17 protein-coding genes are annotated in these 17175 nt (G+C 70.3%); 7 read left to right on the plus strand and 10 right to left on the minus strand.

Annotated elements, in window-relative coordinates; all coding sequences use genetic code 11:
• The first annotated feature begins 213 nt into the window (after positions 1-213).
• Positions 214-1644 carry an anion permease gene (locus DNL27_RS04300; protein ID WP_112234790.1) on the plus strand — a complete coding sequence of 477 codons (1431 nt, stop codon included), beginning with the start codon at positions 214-216 and terminating at the stop codon, positions 1642-1644.
• A gap of 88 nt (positions 1645-1732) precedes the next feature.
• On the opposite strand, the gene DNL27_RS04305 is transcribed toward DNL27_RS04300, so the two are convergent.
• The 4 genes from DNL27_RS04305 to DNL27_RS04320 all read right to left on the minus strand — a co-directional run bounded on the left by DNL27_RS04305 (position 1733) and on the right by DNL27_RS04320 (position 5986).
• Entirely contained in the window at positions 1733-2482 is a 750-nt protein-coding gene (locus tag DNL27_RS04305) for a succinate dehydrogenase/fumarate reductase iron-sulfur subunit (RefSeq protein ID WP_112234791.1), read from the minus strand.
• A 13-nt stretch (positions 2483-2495) separates the two neighbouring features.
• Positions 2496-4484: a fumarate reductase/succinate dehydrogenase flavoprotein subunit gene (locus DNL27_RS04310; protein WP_112234792.1), complete on the minus strand. Its 1989-nt coding sequence runs from the start codon at positions 4482-4484 to the stop codon at positions 2496-2498.
• Positions 4484-5146: a succinate dehydrogenase cytochrome b subunit gene (locus DNL27_RS04315; protein WP_229568932.1), complete on the minus strand. Its 663-nt coding sequence runs from the start codon at positions 5144-5146 to the stop codon at positions 4484-4486. The genes DNL27_RS04310 and DNL27_RS04315 overlap by 1 nt, the downstream gene beginning before the upstream one ends.
• A gap of 234 nt (positions 5147-5380) precedes the next feature.
• Entirely contained in the window at positions 5381-5986 is a 606-nt protein-coding gene (locus tag DNL27_RS04320; protein ID WP_112234794.1) for a hypothetical protein, read from the minus strand.
• A 354-nt stretch (positions 5987-6340) separates the two neighbouring features.
• Between DNL27_RS04320 and DNL27_RS04325 the strand changes: the two genes are divergently transcribed.
• Both DNL27_RS04325 and DNL27_RS04330 read left to right on the plus strand, forming a co-directional pair.
• Positions 6341-7939 (plus strand): L-lactate permease, encoded by a 1599-nt coding sequence (locus DNL27_RS04325; protein ID WP_112234795.1) that lies wholly within the window; start codon positions 6341-6343, stop codon positions 7937-7939.
• Positions 7940-8053: 114 nt separating this feature from the next.
• A complete protein-coding gene (locus DNL27_RS04330; RefSeq protein ID WP_112234796.1) occupies positions 8054-8272 on the plus strand; it encodes a hypothetical protein in 219 nt (72 codons plus the stop codon).
• Between the two features lie 116 nt (positions 8273-8388).
• Here the strand turns inward: DNL27_RS04330 and DNL27_RS04335 are convergent, their stop codons facing one another.
• From DNL27_RS04335 to DNL27_RS04345, 3 genes are all read right to left on the minus strand, one after another.
• Positions 8389-9270 carry an alpha/beta fold hydrolase gene (locus DNL27_RS04335; RefSeq protein ID WP_112234797.1) on the minus strand — a complete coding sequence of 294 codons (882 nt, stop codon included), beginning with the start codon at positions 9268-9270 and terminating at the stop codon, positions 8389-8391.
• 93 nt (positions 9271-9363) lie between these two features.
• Entirely contained in the window at positions 9364-10146 is a 783-nt protein-coding gene (locus DNL27_RS04340) for an amidohydrolase (RefSeq protein ID WP_112234798.1), read from the minus strand.
• Positions 10147-10354: 208 nt separating this feature from the next.
• A complete protein-coding gene (locus DNL27_RS04345; RefSeq protein WP_239494446.1) occupies positions 10355-10651 on the minus strand; it encodes a DUF2087 domain-containing protein in 297 nt (98 codons plus the stop codon).
• A 315-nt stretch (positions 10652-10966) separates the two neighbouring features.
• On the opposite strand from DNL27_RS04345, the gene adhP reads away from it, so the two are divergent.
• Positions 10967-11986 carry an alcohol dehydrogenase AdhP gene (gene adhP, locus DNL27_RS04350; RefSeq protein ID WP_039101693.1) on the plus strand — a complete coding sequence of 340 codons (1020 nt, stop codon included), beginning with the start codon at positions 10967-10969 and terminating at the stop codon, positions 11984-11986.
• 99 nt (positions 11987-12085) lie between these two features.
• Here adhP and DNL27_RS04355 read toward each other — a convergent pair whose 3' ends face one another.
• Positions 12086-12754, minus strand: a complete 669-nt coding sequence (locus tag DNL27_RS04355; RefSeq protein ID WP_112234799.1) for a GAP family protein — start codon at positions 12752-12754, stop codon at positions 12086-12088.
• 67 nt (positions 12755-12821) lie between these two features.
• On the opposite strand from DNL27_RS04355, the gene DNL27_RS04360 reads away from it, so the two are divergent.
• Positions 12822-13421 (plus strand): TetR/AcrR family transcriptional regulator, encoded by a 600-nt coding sequence (locus DNL27_RS04360; protein ID WP_112234800.1) that lies wholly within the window; start codon positions 12822-12824, stop codon positions 13419-13421.
• 122 nt (positions 13422-13543) lie between these two features.
• On the opposite strand, the gene DNL27_RS04365 is transcribed toward DNL27_RS04360, so the two are convergent.
• Positions 13544-14788 (minus strand): glycerophosphodiester phosphodiesterase family protein, encoded by a 1245-nt coding sequence (locus tag DNL27_RS04365; protein WP_112234801.1) that lies wholly within the window; start codon positions 14786-14788, stop codon positions 13544-13546.
• Positions 14789-15052: 264 nt separating this feature from the next.
• Positions 15053-15688, minus strand: coding sequence for an endonuclease (locus tag DNL27_RS04370; protein WP_112234802.1), 636 nt, complete (start codon positions 15686-15688; stop codon positions 15053-15055).
• A 395-nt stretch (positions 15689-16083) separates the two neighbouring features.
• On the opposite strand from DNL27_RS04370, the gene DNL27_RS04375 reads away from it, so the two are divergent.
• Both DNL27_RS04375 and DNL27_RS04380 read left to right on the plus strand, forming a co-directional pair.
• A complete protein-coding gene (locus DNL27_RS04375) occupies positions 16084-16569 on the plus strand; it encodes a pyridoxamine 5'-phosphate oxidase family protein (protein ID WP_012397834.1) in 486 nt (161 codons plus the stop codon).
• A gap of 189 nt (positions 16570-16758) precedes the next feature.
• Positions 16759-17124: a PH domain-containing protein gene (locus DNL27_RS04380; RefSeq protein ID WP_112234803.1), complete on the plus strand. Its 366-nt coding sequence runs from the start codon at positions 16759-16761 to the stop codon at positions 17122-17124.
• The last annotated feature ends 51 nt before the right edge of the window (positions 17125-17175 follow it).

The following is a 17175-nucleotide window of genomic DNA, read 5'->3' on the forward strand; positions in this document are numbered from 1 at the left end:
AACCGACCCGCATCCGGCCTTTGACCCCCTGCCCATGGTCACCCGATGAATGGTGACGGGAATCACCACACTGGTCGCCTCCACATGACCGGGGAGCCGTATTTTCGCTGGCCACGGGCCTAAAATTGAGGAGAGAAGAGTCTCACACCGGAGCGACACTCGGAGGCAGAAATGTCCGGCCATCAGGTTGATTCCACCCGCGAATCCAGAACCATGAGTCGGGACACCGTCTCCATGCTCTGGAAGTTCGGGCTCATGGTCCTCGTCGGGGCGGTGATCTTCTTCATCCCCGCGCCGGAGGGCGTGGACCCCCGCGGCATGCACATGCTCGGCATCTTCGTCGCGACCATCCTGGGGCTCATCCTGCAGCCCCTGCCCACCCCGTCGGTGGCGCTGATCGGTCTGGCCACGGCCATGATCACCGGCGCCATGGACGTCAAGGGCGGGGAGGCGCTGAGTGGGTTCTCCAACTCCGCGGTGCTGCTCATCGTCGCGGCGTTCTTCATCGCGGACGGGTTCCTGCTCACCGGGCTGGGCCGCCGCATCGCCCTGATGTTCCTCTCCGTGCTGGGCAAATCGCCCCTGGGCATCGCCTACGGCATGGCCGTCACGGACCTTCTGCTCGCACCGGCCACGCCGTCCAACACGGCCCGCGCCGGTGGCGTGATCTATCCGATCGTCCGCTCCGTCGCGGAGGTCCAGGGCTCCACCCCGGACACCGACGAGTCCCGCAGGAAGCTCGGCTCCTACCTCACGTTCACCGCCGCCCACGTCAACGTGATCACCAGCGCCATGTTCATCACCGCCATGGCCGGCAATCCGCTGGCCGTGGCCTCCGCCGAGAAGCTCGGCGTCCACATCTCCTGGGGCCAGTGGGCCCTGGCCGCGCTGATCCCCGGCCTCGTGAGCCTGGCGGTGGTCCCGTGGCTGCTCATGAAGATCTACCCGCCCACGCTGAAGAGCACGCCGGAAGCACCCACCATGGCCCGCAGCGAGCTGCAGAAGATGGGCTCCATGACCCGCGGCGAGATCATCATGGCGGCCACGTTCGTGCTGCTCCTGCTGCTGTGGGTCTTCGGCACGGCCATCGGCGTCAACGCCACCACGGCGGCCTTCGTCGGCATCGCGGTGCTGCTGGTGACCAAGGTGCTCACCTGGAACGACATGGCCAAGAACGGCTCCGCCTGGAACACCCTGATCTTCTTCGCGGTCCTGGTGGGCATGGCGGAGAACCTGAACAACCTGGGAGTCATCACCTGGATCGGCTCGGTGGTTTCCGGCGCCGTCGGCGGCATGCCCTGGGCTGTTGCCTTCGCCATCCTGGCGCTCGTCTACTTCTACGCTCACTACATGTTCGCCTCGAACACCGCGCAGATCGTCGCCATGTACGGCGTGTTCCTGGGCGCGGCCATCACCGCCGGCGCCCCGCCGATGTTCGCGGCCCTCGCCCTCGGCTACATCGGCAACCTCTTCGGCGCCATCAGCCACTACGCCTCGGGCCCGTCCGGGGTGGTCTACGGCTCCGGGTACGTCAAGGTCTCCGAGTGGTTCAAGGTCGCCTTCATCATGTCCGTGGCCATCATCATCATCTGGACCGTGGTGGGCAGCGGCTGGATGTGGGTCCTCGGCGACCTCGCCATGTAGCCCGCACGGCAAACCCGCCCAGCACGACGACGCTCGGTACCCTCCCAGGGGTACCGAGCGTCGTCGTCTGTTGTGGAAAGCGGCCGGGTCAGTCGTCCTTGTTGCGCAGCACCTGCCGCAGCTTTTCCCGGTTGAGCCCGGCGATCGCGGTGAGCGGGATGCCCGCGGGGCACACCTCCGCGCACTCGCCGTAGACCGAGCACGGGCCGAACTCCTCCTCGGCGGCACGCGTGATGCCCTTGGCCCGGTGGCTGCGCTCCTTCTGGCTGGAGGGCAGCGTGGCCAGGTGCATGGTCTTGGACCCGGCGAACAGCTGGGCGGAGCCGTTGGGGCACGCCGCCACGCACGCACCGCAGCCGATGCACGCGGCCAGGTCCAGGGCCCACTCCGCGGACTCGTGGGTCACGGGAATGGCGTCCGCATCCGGGGCGGTGCCCACGGAGGTGGACACGAAACCACCGGCCTCGATCACCCGGTCCAGCGCGCTGCGGTCCACCGCGAGGTCCTTGACCACGGGGAACGCGCCGCTGCGGAACGGTTCGAGCTGCACGGTGGCGCCGTCCTCGAAGGAGCGCAGGTGCTGCCGGCAGGACGGCGTCTTCTCCTGGGGGCCGTGGGGCCTGCCGTCCACGGTCACGCCGCACGCCCCGCAGATGCCCTCGCGGCAGTCCGAGTCGAACGCCACAGGGTCCTCGCCGTGGGCCACGAGGTCGTCGTTGAGCTTGTCGAGCGCCTCGAGCAGCGAGAACTCGGGCCCCACGTCCTCCAGCGGGTACTCCTCGAAGTGCCCGCCCTCGGCGCCGGACTCCTGCCGCCAGACTTTCAGCGTGAGTTTCATGAGGATGGTCCTCTCATCGGTAGTCGCGGGTCTCGGGCGGGACGCTCGGGAACTCCAAATGCTCCTGGTGCCGCACGTAGCGCGGACCGGGCGCGGCGGCGCGGTCGGACGCGGTACGTTCCCACGCCGAGGCGAAGAGCCAGTGGGCGTCGTCGCGCTGGGCCTCGCCGCCCTCGGTCTGGTGCTCGTCCCGGAAGTGCGCCCCGCAGGATTCGTCCCGGTCCAGCGCGTCCAGGCACATGAGCTCGGCCATGTCCAGGTAGTCGGCCACGCGCCCGGCCCGTTCGAGCTCCTGGTTGAAGCCGTCCGGGCGGCCCTGCACGCGCAGGTCCGTCCAGAACTCCTCGCGCAGCGCGCGGATGCCCTCCAGGCCCTCGGCGAGGCCCTCGGCGGAGCGCGTGACCCCGCACTTCGCGTAGAGCAGGTCGCCCAGGCGCCGGTGGAAGCGCTCCGGACCCTGGGTGCCGCCGATGTCGATCAGCGCCTGCACGCCCGCCTCGGCCTCGGCCACCGCGGCCCGCACGACGTCGTCGTCCACCGACAGCTTCTCCTGGCCCAGCAGCGGGGCCAGGTAGTTCGGCACCGAGTAGGGGAGCGTGAACCAGCCGTCCACGCACGCCGAGAGCAGCGAGTTGGCACCCAGGCGGTTGGCCCCGTGGTAGCCCCAGCCGGCCTCGCCGCCCACGAACAGGCCGGGGACCGACGTCATCATGTCGTAGTCGCTCCACAGCCCGCCCATGGCGAAGTGCGCGCCCGGCGCAATGCGCATGGGCTGCTCGTACGGGTCCTCGCCGGTCGCGTCCGAGTACATCTCGAAGAGATTGCCGTAGCGCTCGGCAATCACCTTCTTTCCGAGCCGCTCGATCGCGTCCCGGAAGTCCAGGTACACGGAGTTCTTCAGTGGCCCGACGCCGCGGCCCGCGTCGATCTCGGTCCTCGCCGCCCGGCTGGCGACGTCGCGGGGCGTGAGGTTGCCGTAGGCCGGGTACCGGCGCTCCAGGTAGTAGTCGCGCTCGTCCTCGGGGATGTCGTTGGGCGCGCGCTCGTCCCCGGGCTGCACGGGCACCCAGATGCGGCCGTCGTTGCGCAGGGACTCGCTCATCAGCGTGGTCTTGGACTGCCACTCGCTGGAGACGGGAAGTGCCGTGGGGTGGAACTGGATGAAGCACGGGTTGGCGAACAGCGCCCCGCGCCGGTGGGCCCGGAACGCGGCCGTCACGTTCGAGTTCTTGGCCAGCGTGGAGCGGTAGTACACGTTGCCGTAGCCGCCGGTGGCCAGCACCACGGCGTCGCCGGTGACCGCGGAGATCTTTCCCGTGATGAGATCGCGCACCACGATGCCCTGGGCGCGGCCGTCCGCGACGATCAGGTCCAGCATCTCCGTGCGGGTGTGCAGGTTCACCTGCCCCGTGGAGACCTGCCGCAGCAGTGCCTGGGCGGCGGCCACCTGCAGCTGCTGACCGGTCTGCCCCCGGGTGTAGTACGTGCGGGAGACCTGCACGCCACCGAACGAGCGGGTCGCCAGCTGGCCGCCGTACTCACGCGCGAACGGGGCGCCGATCGCGTTCATGTGATCGATCACCCGCACGCTCTCCTCGGCCAGGCGCCAGGCATCCGCCTCGCGGCCCCGGAAGTCACCGCCCTTGACGGTGTCCTTCACGAACCGGGCCACGGAGTCGTTGTCCACCGTGCGGGCGCGGGCCGCGTTGATGCCGCCCTGGGCCGCCACCGAGTGCGCTCGCCGCGGGGCGTCGTGGAACGTGAAGGACTCCACGTTGTACCCCAGCTCCCCGAGGGCCGCAGCGGCGCCCGCCCCCGCGAGACCGGTGCCCACCACGATGACCGTGAACTTGCGGCGGTTCAGCGGGGAGACCAGGCGGTAGTGCAGCCGCCGGTCCGCCCAGATCTGGGACGCGGGGACCTCCGCCCGCAGCCCGGGCAGGTCCGAACCCACCGTGCGGAGCTCGTCGAGCAGGGCCTGGGCCTGAGTGGATGCCGTCATCACTGAATCACTCCCAGCAGAACCATGAGGGGGATGGTCACGTTGCCCACACAGATGGCGATCGCCACCAGCCCGGCCACCCAGGCCGCGACCTGGCGCAGCCGCCTGCCCGTGGCACCGAGGTCGTTGGCGGCGGTCCACGTGCCGTGGGCCACGTGGGCGGTGAGCACCAGCATCGTGAGCATGTAGAACGCCGCGACCACGGGGCGCTGGAAGCTGGCGACGAGGTTGGCGTACGCCGAGCCGGCCTCGAACGAGCCGGTGGCGGCCGGTGGCGCCCCCAGGGTGAGGTCGAGGATGTGGAAGATCACGAACAGCAGGATCACCACACCGGTGCCCAGCATGGTCCGGGCCAGCCACGCCTCGCCGCGGCGCAGCCCGGTGCGGGGGAACGCCCCGCGGGCCCGGCGGGCGCGCGTCCACAGCAGAAGCCCGCACCCCACGTGCAGCACCAGGCTGGTCAGCAGCACCACGCGCAGGATCCACAGCACGCCCTCGTACGGCACGAGCGGCATGAGCAGCTCGCGCAGCCAGTGGGCGTAGTGGTCGAACTCCTCCTGGCCCCGGTAGATGTGCAGGTTGCCGTACATGTGGACGAACACGAATCCCACGAAAACGAGCCCCGTGAGGGCCATGGTGGTTTTCGCCGCGAAGTTCGACACCGGCAGCCTTCTGCGCGGTGGAGACGATCGGTGGTGCTCTCGGTGCGCAGTGGCCGTCATGATTGCCCTTCCCCGTGCCTGGGCCGCATTGTCGGCATTGCCAGGTGTGTTTTCCACGCTACTCCCGTCTCGCGGCGGGGAGGGGCATTGCCGCGCATTGCGGGAAACCGTGTGGAAAGCTGCTGGGGGAAATGATCAGTGCACTGCAGTTTTCCGACGTGCACAATCAATTTTTCAGTCGACGACCCGGGAACAATTCGCCTGCAGTACATTCTTCGCGCGCTCGGTCAGCGCCCGGACGTCCAGGTACGGCACCACCACGTGACCCTCGACCTGTTCGTGCAGCCAGTGGGACAGGGTGCGCAGTCCGGCGCTGTCACCGGGAGGCAGCTCGACCATGAGGCGTCCGAGGTTGTCGTGGACCAGCAGGGTGCGTCCGCTCTCGGCGAGGGCCTGGATCAGGCGTTCGTCGCCGGCGGTGTCACCGAGGGTGCGCGGGGAGTCGTACTCGAACCACACGGCGTCGCACCGCGCGTCGATGGCGTTCCAGTGGTGCGCGAGCACGTGGATGTCGAAGCCGTCGATGTCGCTCTTCCGCACCACCAGGTCCTTCGGGGCGGGCATGTCCCGCAGCGATGCGGGGGAGACCCAGTCCTCGACGGTGTGCTCGCCGGTGCCCTCGTCCGGCTGGAACCCGCCCGTGGAGCCTGCGCGGCTGAAGGACACCCGCGTGCCCACCGGTCCCACGAACCCCTCCACCACGGTGGCGCGTTCGGCGTGCGGAGCCAGGTTGCGGGTCAGGTAGCCGAGGAACGTGGAATCGCCCTCGACGCTGATCACTGAAGCCCGCGGATCCGGAGTTCCTCGCCGCCGGGGGACAGGTGTACCTGCCGGAGCCCACGGTCCGGGGCGAGGAACCCGTGCGTCCCTGATCTCGGGGACTGGTGTATTGCCTCACACTTGGCGCTTTTCTCGCAGTGGCCGGGTCCCGCGGGGCCCTCGCAGGACTAGCGTTGAGCCTGCGATCAAGGCGTTGTGGTACGGCGCCGCGGCGGGTGGTGCGGAGGGCTTCACGCCCCCACCCGATGCACCCGCCGCGCGCCCGCCCGGCCGTGAGCGACCGAGGGCGCCCCGCGGCGTCGTCGTCGGCCTGGGTCGCTGCCCGCCCACCCGCCGGACGTCGTGGAGGACGCCATGTGGACCCAATCGCTCGACACCCTGGGCAGCCTGCCCCTGACCGCGCTGGTGGCCGCCGTGCCCATCGTCGTGTTCCTGGCGTGCATGATGCTGTTCAAGCTCACCGGCCTGAAGTCGGGCATGATCGCACTCGTGGTGCAGGTGCTGGTGGCCCTGCTCGTGTTCCGCATGCCCGTCACGGCCATCGCGGGCTCCGGTCTGCTGGGGCTGCTCACCGCGCTGTGGCCCATCGCCTACATCATCGTGATGGCGGTGTGGCTGTACCGGCTGAGCGTGCGCTCCGGGCGCTTCGACGTGATCCGCTCCTCGATCGCGAGCGTCTCCGCCGACCAGCGGGTGCAGGTGCTGCTCATCGCGTTCGCGTTCGGCGCGTTCCTGGAGGGTGTGGCCGGCTTCGGCGTGCCCATTGCCATCTGCGCGGCGCTGCTCGTGCAGCTCGGGTTCCCGCCCGTGCGCGCGGCCGTGCTGTGCCTCGTGGCCAACGTGGCCGCCGGCGCGTACGGCGCGATCGGCGTGCCGGTGCTCGTGGGTGCGCAGGTGACCTCCATGGAGGTCCAGGACCTCTCCCGGGCGCTCGTGATCCTGCTGCAGCCCCTCACCTTCCTGGTCCCGTTCCTGCTGGTGTGGATGGTGGACGGCGTCCGCGGCCTGCGTGAGACCTGGCTCCCTGCCCTCGTGTCCTCCGCGGTGTTCTGCCTAGTGCAGGGCGGGCTGCTGTGGTTCATGGGCCCCGAGCTCGCGGACCTCGCCGCCGGGCTGCTGGCCATGGTCTCCCTGTTCGCACTGTGCCACGTGTGGTCCCCGCGCCGGATCTCCCGCGCCCCGGAGGCCCCCGAGGCCGCTGAGGCCAGCCACCCCGCGAGCGAGGTGATCCGCGCGTGGAGCCCCTTCTACATCCTCACCGGTGTGATCCTGCTGTGGTCCGTTCCCGCCGTGCAGGGCCTCTTCACCCAGGGTGCCCTCGGGTTCACGACCGTCAAGGTCCCCATCCCCGGCCTCACCGGCCACGTGACCACCGCCGCCGGCTCCGTGGTCAACGCCACCTGGACCTTCTCGCTGCTCGGCGCGACCGGCACGGCCATCCTGATCGCGGTGCTGATCACGTTCTTCACCACCCCGCAGATCCACGCGAAGGAGCTGTTCGAGGAGCTGCGCGGTGCTCTGAAGGCCCTCGGCCCCGCCATCGTGCTGATCGCCGTGATCCTCATGCTCGCGAACATCGCCAACTACTCCGGCGGCTCCACCGCCATGGGCACCGCGCTCGCCGCCGCCGGGCCGGTCTTCCCGCTGTTCGCACCCGTCATCGGCTGGATCGGCGTGTTCCTCACCGGCTCGGTGGTCAACAACAACACGCTCTTCGGCCCGCTGCAGGTGGCCACCGCCCAGGGCATCGGCGCGAGTCCCTCCCTGCTGGTGGGCACCAACACCGCGGGCGGCACCACGGCCAAGGTGATCTCCCCGCAGTCCATCGCCATTGCGGCGGGCGCCGTGGGCCTCAACGGGCGCGAGGCCGAGATCATGCGCGGCTCGCTGTTCTACAGCCTGGGCATGCTGGTGGTCATGTGCGTGTGGACGTTCGTGCTCACCATGGTCTAACCGGTCGGCCCCCTCGTCACGGCCTGCGCGGCGCCCACCCTGTTGCGGGGTGGGCGCCGCGCGTCATACTGGCTTCGCACACCCCCGCACCCCCACGCTCGGAAGGAGCCCACCATGGTCCAGAACCTGGCCACCTACATCGCCCTTCCCGGCACCGCGGCCGAGGCCATGGAGCACTGGCACGACGTCTTCGGCGGTGAGCTGCACATCCTGCGCTACGGGGACATGGACCTGCAGGGCATGCCGTTCGAGAAGGCCCCCTGGGGCGACTGGTACGGCCAGGTCTTCGACCGCTACGGCGTCATGTGGTCTTTTTCAGCGCCTGCCAAGTGACGGTCCCGGGGACATCAGCCCCGGGGGACGACGACGCCGCACCGCCGGTCCCGCACCTGCGTCCCCTCGTGGAGACGGACGCCCCCGCGCCCACCGGATGACCCGGTGTCACCGCCTCACGAACGGGCTGCGGTGAGCCAGTCCACGAGTTCGGGCCACACGGTCTCGCCCACGGAGCGGCGGAGCAGGCCGTGGTGGCCGATCCGTGCGACCCCCAGCTGCTCGGGCGTGTACGTGCGGTGCTCCACCGTCGCGGACGTCAGCCGCGTGGTCAGCGCCTTCATCTGCGCCGGGCTCGCCCAGGAGTCGTCCGACGCGCCGAGCGCCAGGACGTCCTGCGTCACGGATGCGGCCCGGGCCGGGGCGTCCATGGAGGGGTCGTCGAAGAAGTAGCCCCGGTGGCGGGCCCACGTGCCCCACTCGAGCATCGCGGCGGCCGGCATGTCCTCGCCGATCCCGAGCTTCTTCCCCGGCATGTACCCCAGGGCCCGGCTGATCGTGGGCCCCACCACGTGGAGCATCGCGGCCACGCGCAGTTTCTCCTTCGCGGGGGTCACCGTGCGGGTGTCCGCCACGTGCGAGGAGACGATGGCAAACCGGTCCAGGCCCTCCAGCCCGTTGCCCAGAACCATGGCGTGCCCACCGATGCTGTGGCCCACGGCCGTCACCGGCAGGTCCGGGAACCGGGCACGCGTCCAGGCGGCGACCGCGGGCACGTCACCGTCCATCCAGTCCCGCATCCGCAGGTGCCTGTGCTCACGGGGATCGCCCGAGCGCCCGGTGCCGCGGTAGTCGTAGGTCACCGCGGCCAGGCCGCGCCCCACCACGTGCTCGGCGAACGCGCGGTAGAACCGTTCCGGGGTCGCCGTGGCCGGGTGCACCACCACGACGCCGCTCGGCTCCTGCGCGGGCAGCCACACCGTGCCGACCACGGTCTCGGATCCCACGGGGACGGACAGGCGCTCGGTGCGCACGGGGGTGCTCTGGTCGTCTCGCATGAAAGTTACTTTAGGGTACGAGGCGGATGCCGGCACGGGTCGCCCCGCCGGTGCTCGCGCCGTTCCCGGCGTGCACGACACCGGCGCCGGTGCTCACTCCGCCCGGCCGCTGCCGCTGGTGTCCGAGCCGAGGTAGAACCGCGCGGCATTTCCCCAGAACACGTCCGCCATGTGTTTCGCAGGAACGGCCTCCTCGATCACCCGGAGATCGTCGTCCCGGAACGGCCGGCCGGCCCGGGTGGAGGGCAGGTCTGTGCCGACCATGAGTGCCGTGGGATCCACGTCCACGATCGCGCGCACCGCCGCAGCGGGATCGAGGTGGACACGGCCGAAGCCGGTGGCCTTGACCTTCACGCCGCGCCCCACGAGCCGCAGCAGTGCGGGCAGCCCGTCCTCGTGCATCCCCAGGTGGTCGATGCTCGCGGCGGGCAGCGCGGCGATGCGCCGCGAGAGCGTCTCGTCGATGCTGCGCGCGTCGATGTAGAACTCGGCGTGCCAGCCGGCCAGCTCGTGGACGCGCCGGGCCAGCCGTTCGAGGTCGTCCAGGTCGGCAGATCCGCCGCGGGCCACGTTGAACCGCACCGCCCGCACCCCCGCGCGGTCGAGATCGAGGATCCGGGCGTCGTCGGCGTCCGCGGGGAGCTGGGTGACGCCCACGAAGCCGGGGCCGAGCGCGCGCAGCGCCTCGATCAGGTACCCCTGGTCGAAGCCCTGGAACGACCCCGAGACCACCGCCCCGCCCGCGATCCCGAGATCGCTGACGCGCCGCCGGTAGTCCGCCACGGTGAACGGCTCGGGCAGGTACCCGCGGTTCTCCACCAGGGGATGGGCAGGGTCGATGATGTGCAGGTGCGAGTCGAACACGCGCTGCTCCACGGGTTCCCCTCCTCATGGTGCGTGGTGGGCCGCCGCTCGCGACGACGCCGCGTGGCCACGTTGTGCGCCGGCAGCTCATGGGCATGGTGCCACCACCCGCGCCGCACTGCAGCCCAGGTGACGGACTGATGCTCTGCGCCCGTACGGGGTGCCGAGGGTCGCCCACGCACGCACCGAACGATCCGTGGCCGACTCACAGTCGCAGCGCTCAGCTTTGGCGGTCCCGCAGGTGCGTGGGAAGCCACAGGGCCTCCCACGCGGGGGCCTCCTGCTGCATGTTGGCCGTGCGCTCGGGCACGTTCTCGGGGAGCCAGTAGCGCCCGGCGTCGCGCTGCAGGTAGCCGTACTCCACGAGTTCGCGGCGCCAGAACGCCCAGTCCTCGACCACGGGGCGGAGGACGTCGTTCACCTCGGGCTCCGTGTACGTGCGCCCCGCGGGGAACAGCGAGAGAAGGTGCAGCAGCACGTGCACGCGGGCCTTGCGGCGGGCCGGGAGCGAGACCACCCGGCCGTCGCGAAGGAACCGGCCGAGGGCCCGGCGGTGCTCGGCCTCGGCGCGCTGCCACTGCTCGGAGGCCGTCTCCGGAACCGACGGCGCGGGCTGGGCGTCGGTTCACGCCGTCTGGACGCGAGTATGCCACATCACATCCGGGTGCTCGGCTGCGGAGATGGCTGAACGAACCGAAGCCGAGGTCTGTCCTGAGCGGAATGCGCCGAATAAGCTGGAGATGCGGCGCGAGGAAGGCTGTTTCGGGGATCGCCGAAGTGTGCCGGAGCTGCACCGCGGACAGGGCAGGAAGAACTCAAGGAGGAGTTTGTCATGGCACGCATGAACGCAGCAGAGGTCGAGGCCTTCGGCGAGGACCTAGTCGTCGGCGAGCACGAGATCCCGGAACCCGGACCCCACCAGGCCCTCGTGAAGCTCATTGCTTCCGGGGTGTGCCACACGGACCTGCATGCCGCGGGAGGGGACTGGCCCGTCAAGCCCAAGCTGCCCCTGATCCCCGGTCACGAGGGCGTGGGCATCGTGGAGAAGCTCGGCCCGGATGTCACCGAGCTCGAGGTCGGGCAGATGGTCGGAAACGCCTGGTTGTGGTCCGCGTGCGGCAACTGCGACCACTGCCGCACCGGCTGGGAGACGCTGTGCGAGCAGCAGGTCAACGGCGGCTACGGCATCGACGGCTCCTTCGGGGAGTACATGCTGGTGGACGCCCGCTACGCCGCTGTCATCCCTGAGGGTGCGGATCCCTACGAGATCGCACCCGTGCTGTGCGCAGGGGTGACCGTGTACAAGGGGCTCAAGCAGACGGAGGTCAAACCGGGGCAGTGGGTCGTGATCTCGGGCATCGGCGGGCTCGGACACGTGGCGGTGCAGTACGCGGTGGCCATGGGCATGCGCGTGGTGGCCGTGGACGTCGCGGACGACAAGCTGGCGCTTGCCACCAAGCACGGTGCGGAGATCACGGTCAACGCCTTCGCCGAGGACCCCGCGGAGGTCATCCAGGAGAAGATCGGCGGCAGCCACGGGGTGCTCGTCACGGCGGTGCACCCGCAGGCCTTCGGGCAGGCCATCGGCATGACCCGCCGTGGTGGCACGATCGTGTTCAACGGTCTGCCCCCGGGGGACTTCCCGGCTCCGATTTTCGACATCGTGCTCAAGGGGCTCACCATCCGCGGGTCGATCGTGGGTACCCGCCAGGACATGATCGAGGCCCTGGAGTTCTACGCCGCCGGCAAGATCCACCCCACGTTCAGCAAGCGTCCGCTCGAGGACATCAACGCGATCTTCGACGAGATGGAGCACGGCAAGATCGACGGCCGTGTGGTGATCGAGTACTGATCCGTCCGGTGGTCGCCATCCGTCCACCGGACGAAAGGCGCGCCCCACCACGACGCCGCCGTCCCGAGGACCAAAGCCCCGGGACGGCGGCGTCGTGGTCTACCCCCCGAAGTCGAGCTCCGCGAAACCCGTGGCCGCCATCCAGAACCCCACGAGCCCGGCAACCCACAGGAGCGTGATCTTCGCTTCCCGCTCGAGAACGGGGACGAGTTTCTCCAGGCGGGGCCAGATCCGATCGCCCAGGACGAGGGCGCCGAGAAGCAGGACCACGGCGGGCAGCACCATCACCAGGCAGTACCCCGCGAGCAGCAGGAGACGTGAGGGCCAGCCGATGGGCATGGCCGTGATGATCCCGTTCGCGGCGAGATACGGCACCATCGTGGCGGCCTCCGTGAGCGCGGCACCGCCGCCCAGGGCAATCATGGCTCCGGGACTCAGGGAGCGCGGGGCCTGGCGGGGTGTCTCCCGTGTTGTCGGATCGGGTGCCAGGATGCCGAACGCGAGCAGGCCCACACCGGCAATGAGCTTGAACCACTGGGCAGGTTCGCTGTCCCACACCCTGCCGGCCACGTCGGAGACCAGGTCGAAGCCCAGGGCGATGGCCACGCCAAGCGCGAAGTAGATCAGCACCACGGTGGCAAAGTAGATCACCAGGGGTACCACGTCGACGCGTCGCCGGGAGAGCACCAGCACGACGGGGATCACCAGCGTCCCCAGACTCATGCTGTCCAGCAGAGCCAGCCCGATCAGAGCCAGGAGATCGCCCACGCGCTGTCCTCTCTTACGATCGTATGAACTCCACCGACCATACACTCGCACGAGAGGTGGTGGACAGATGTCGGAGCAGCGGACACCGGATCAGGGTGCGCCGAGCGGCCAGCGCATTGCGGACGCGGCGATCAGGGTGATCGCCCACCGCGGGTTCGACGTGGTGAGCGTGCGCAGCGTGGCTCAGGAGTCGGGGCTGTCCGCGGGGACCGTGCAGTACCACTACAGGACGCGCAAGGACCTGCTGGTCGCAGCTCTGCAGCGTTCCGTGGAGCGACAGACGCAGCGCGTCATGGCTGCACGCGGTCAGTCGGGCCATCGGGCGTCACTCACGCGCACCCTGCGCGAGCTGCTGCCGGGGGAAGGGGTGCGCGATGAGGACGCCGCCGTGTGGGTCAGTTTCGGAGCCGCGGCGTCCACGCGGGACTGGCTCGCGGAGCTCTACTGGGAGGAGATGCGCACGTTTCAGGCCCTGGTGCGTGAGGCGCTGCGGCGGGCGCAGAAGGACGGTGTGCTCCGGGAGGGACTGAGTCCGGATGATGCCGTGCCCCTGGTTACGGCGCTGGTGAACGGCTTGACGCTGGATCACCTCAACGCGCCCCACGCCGTGCGTCGCGGAGTGGAGGACGCGCTGGGGAGAGGACTCGCTCTGATCCTCGCCGACTGACTCGGCCCTCCCTGGAGAGGATCCCCGGCTCGGGTGGGTCGCGTCCTGGGCGCCACCACCGCGAACCGGGGCCCGCCTCCAGCTCGGCCGGGGTCTGCCCCGTGCGGAGGGTTCGGCCCGGATCAGTTCGCGAACGTGTCCTGCAGCGTCCCGTGGGAGGACCACAGGGCCACGGAGTCGCCCTCGTCGTCCAGGGTCTCCGTGCCGAGATGGTTGTAGTAGGCGTCCGCCCGGTTGGTGCCGGGGCCGGTGTAGACGCGCAGCTGCTGGCCGGGGGCGAGCACGTAGCCCGGCCCCACCGTGAGGGTGTTGTCCTTGGTGTCCCGGATCCGATACCCGGAGACGTCCACGGGGTGGGCCGCGGTGTTCTGCAGGACCATGTGCTCGCCGGCCTCCGGCTGCAGGTCCCCGCCGGGGACGTCGTTGACGGCATCCACCACGCGCACCCCCGTGTTCTGGGGGAACGGCGTCTGGCCCTTCCCGTGGCGGGAGAACTGCACGGGGAAGTCGCCCGTGATCCGGTCCACGCCCAGGGCGGCAACGCGGTCGTAGGCGGGCACCGAGTCCACGGTGTAGACCCCCATGCCCAGTCCCGCGTGCTTCACGCGCTGCACGGCGGCGGCGTCCAGGGGGCGGTAGTCGGTGCCGAAGTTGTCCGCGTACGTGGCGATCTGCGCCAGCGCCGCGGCGTCGGGGACGGTGTCCATGAGCTGCTGCAGCGGGACATCAGGCGCAAGCTGCGCGATCGTGCGGTTCGACGCGGCGTCGTAGCCGAGGACCTCGACCCTGCCGCAGCGCACCAGGCGGCTCCACTGCGGATCCTCCCGGAGTGCGTTCGCCACCACTTTCTCGATCCCGGGGGAGTTCTCCGGGGACTTGATCTCGATGAACACCCCGATCTGGTTGCGCGCGGCCCGGGCGGCGTCGTCGAAGTGCGGGATCTTCTCACCCGCGAAGTGGCCCGAGAAGTGCGAGCCCGTGTCCAGGCGCTGCAGCTCGGCCCACGTGAACGACGTGATCGGGTCGTTCTCGCGGCCGGGGAAGACCCGGGCGACGTCCGTGGTGCGGGCGGGGGTGTCGTCGTGGAAGACGAAGGGCACGCCGTCGGCGGAGAGCTGCACGTCGAGCTCGAAGAAGTCTGCGCGGGAGCCACGCGCCTGTTCGAACGCCGAGACCGTGTTCTCCGGGGCCGTGCCGGCCGCACCGCGGTGGCCGATCAGCAGCGGCGCTGAGGCGGACACGGACTGCTCGGGTTCCGGGGCCGGTGCGGCGGCCGCTGCGGGTGCGGCTGCGGGCGCGAGCACGGCGAGGGACAGTGCGGCGGCGGTTCCCGCGCGGCGCAGGGAGTGGGTGGCGCGAGGCGTCATGGTGGGCCTTTCACAGCGGGGGCAGTGCGGACGTCCGGGGTGTCCGTGGGCGTCCGCGGACGCGTGCCACGGTGCTGCCGCCACGTAACATCGGGCGGTCCTGGACGTGACGGGAACATGAAAACCGCACGTGGCGGTGCGCCTCGAGCACGGTGGCGAGGGCATCCGGGCATGGTGGGGCCTGAGCGGCACGACGAGGGATGAGATCGGTGCGGCCTTTCGACAACGGTGCTGAGGGGTGCTGGGGCGGGTCCGTGAGCCGGCCTACCCCAAGGGGTCGCCCTTCGTGCGGTCCAGGGCCACGCGCACCAGGGCCGAGGCCAGCACGGGCAGCTGCTCCGCGGCCACGAGCTCCGCCAGCGCGGCGGCGTCCTCCGGGAGCCCGAGGCGGCGTGCGCCTGCGAGTGCCTTCGTGTCCACGTGCGGTGCCATGACCGGCCACACGCCCTGCACCTCGCGCGCAAAGATGGACGCGCCCGCGGGTCCGATGCCGGGGAAGTCCTGGAGCCGTCGCAGGACGTCGCGCGGACCGTCCGCGGCGTCACGCAGGGCGCGCAGGTCCCCGCCCCAGGTGTCGAGGAGCAGGGCCGCGCCGTCGCCCAGCATGGTGGCAGTGCGCTCGTCGTAGCGCTTGTACCCGCCGCGCCCCAGGGCCTGCACGCGCTGGCGCCAGGACGACGCCTGCATCGCCTCGGGCGTGCGGTGCCCGGCGTCGAACAGGGCCCGTGCGGAGGCCACCGCCACGGGCGCGCCGATCCGCGCGGAGAGCAGGTTGGCCAGCACGAGCAGCTGGTACAGGGCGGCGGGTTCGTCCCTCAGCCGGATCCCGGCCTCCTGGGCGTAGGTCCGGCCGTGCCGCTCGAGCAGCGCGTCCACGGTCTGCGCTCGGGTTCGGGCCACGGCGGCGTTCCTCTCGGTGCGGCTCGGCGGGTTCCGGTGCGTGGGCCTGCGGTTCGCGGGGAACGACGACGCCGCGCGGCTCACGGGGTCGTCTCGCCCCGGTGCGGGGACGCTTTCCAGCCTAGAACCGGGAAACCTCGGCGGTCTAACCGGGGGGTGACCGCCGGGCGGTGCCGCGCGCGCAGGGGAGCGGAGGCAGGATGGCGGCCGATCGGCGTCGTGCCGCGGGCCACTGGTCGCGGCCCGGGTGCAGGGGATTCCGCTGGTGGCCAACTCCTCGTGGGGGACGTCACTCGTCAATAGACTGATGATCGACGCCGCCACCCGGGTTCGCGTGCGAACTGGCGGTCGGCGGCGGTCCCACTTCATGACAGGTCACGACGGAAGGCAGTGCCATGGCAGAGAGCAACGAGAACATCCAGAAGGTCCGCGACATCATCAAGGGCACGCGCATCGCCATGCTCACGCACGTGGACGAGGACGGCCGCCTGGTGTCCAAGCCCATGGCCACGCAGGACGTGGACTTCGACGGCACCGTGCGCTTCATCGCGGAGCGCGCCTCCGGGCAGGGCACGGCCATCCAGAAGAACCCGAACGTCAACGTGGCCTACGCGGGCAGCGGTGCGTGGGTGTCCCTGAGCGGCAGCGCGCGCATCGTCAATGACACCGACAAGCTGCGGGAGCTGTGGAGCTCCTTCACCGACTCCTGGCTCGAGGGCGGGCCCGAGAACCCCAACAACGTGCTCATCGAGATCGACGCCGACACCGCGGAGTACTGGGACAGCCCGGGCAGCAGCAAGGTCACCCAGGTGGCCAACCTCATCAAGGCGAAGGTCACGGGCAACACCGTGGAGGGTGAGAACGAGGTCGTGGACCTCTGATCCACATCCTGCGTCTCGGGCCGCGCTCGCACTCGGCGGGCGCGGCCCGTTGCCGTTGGCGCCGCCGCTCAGGCGTGGTCCGGGGCGCTCACCGGGACCCGTGACAGCATGGCGTGGCGAGGCCCGTGAGGCCCTCGCGCCCAGAACTCGACCGGCCCCGGGACGGGCCACCGGAAGGAACCGGATCACGTGGAGACCACCCTCAACAGCGGCTGGACGTTCCTGGCCCCCATCGACTTCCCGCAGGACATCGCCCCGTACCTCGTGCCGGGGGAGACGCCCGTGGCGTCTTTCAAGACGGTCCGGGACACCGCCACGTTCACGGACCGTCGGCTGATCGTCCGCGACGCCCAGGGCCTGCGGGGCAAGAAGATCGAGACCTTCTCGGTCCCCTACTCCGCCATCAACATGTGGTCCACGGAGAACGCCGGGACGCTGGACATCAACGCGGAGATCGAACTGTGGACCCGCTCCGGGGTGGCCAAGATCAACGTGGGGCGTGACATCGACGTCCTGGCCCTGGACCAGCTGATCTCCCGCTCGGTCCTCGGCTGACCACCGGCAGCCCGGCGCGTCCCGGCGGGTGACGAGTCCACAGCGTGCCCC

This window comes from Kocuria sp. BT304, from assembly GCF_003290245.1.
Classification (GTDB): Bacteria; Actinomycetota; Actinomycetes; order Actinomycetales; family Micrococcaceae; genus Kocuria; species Kocuria rhizophila_A.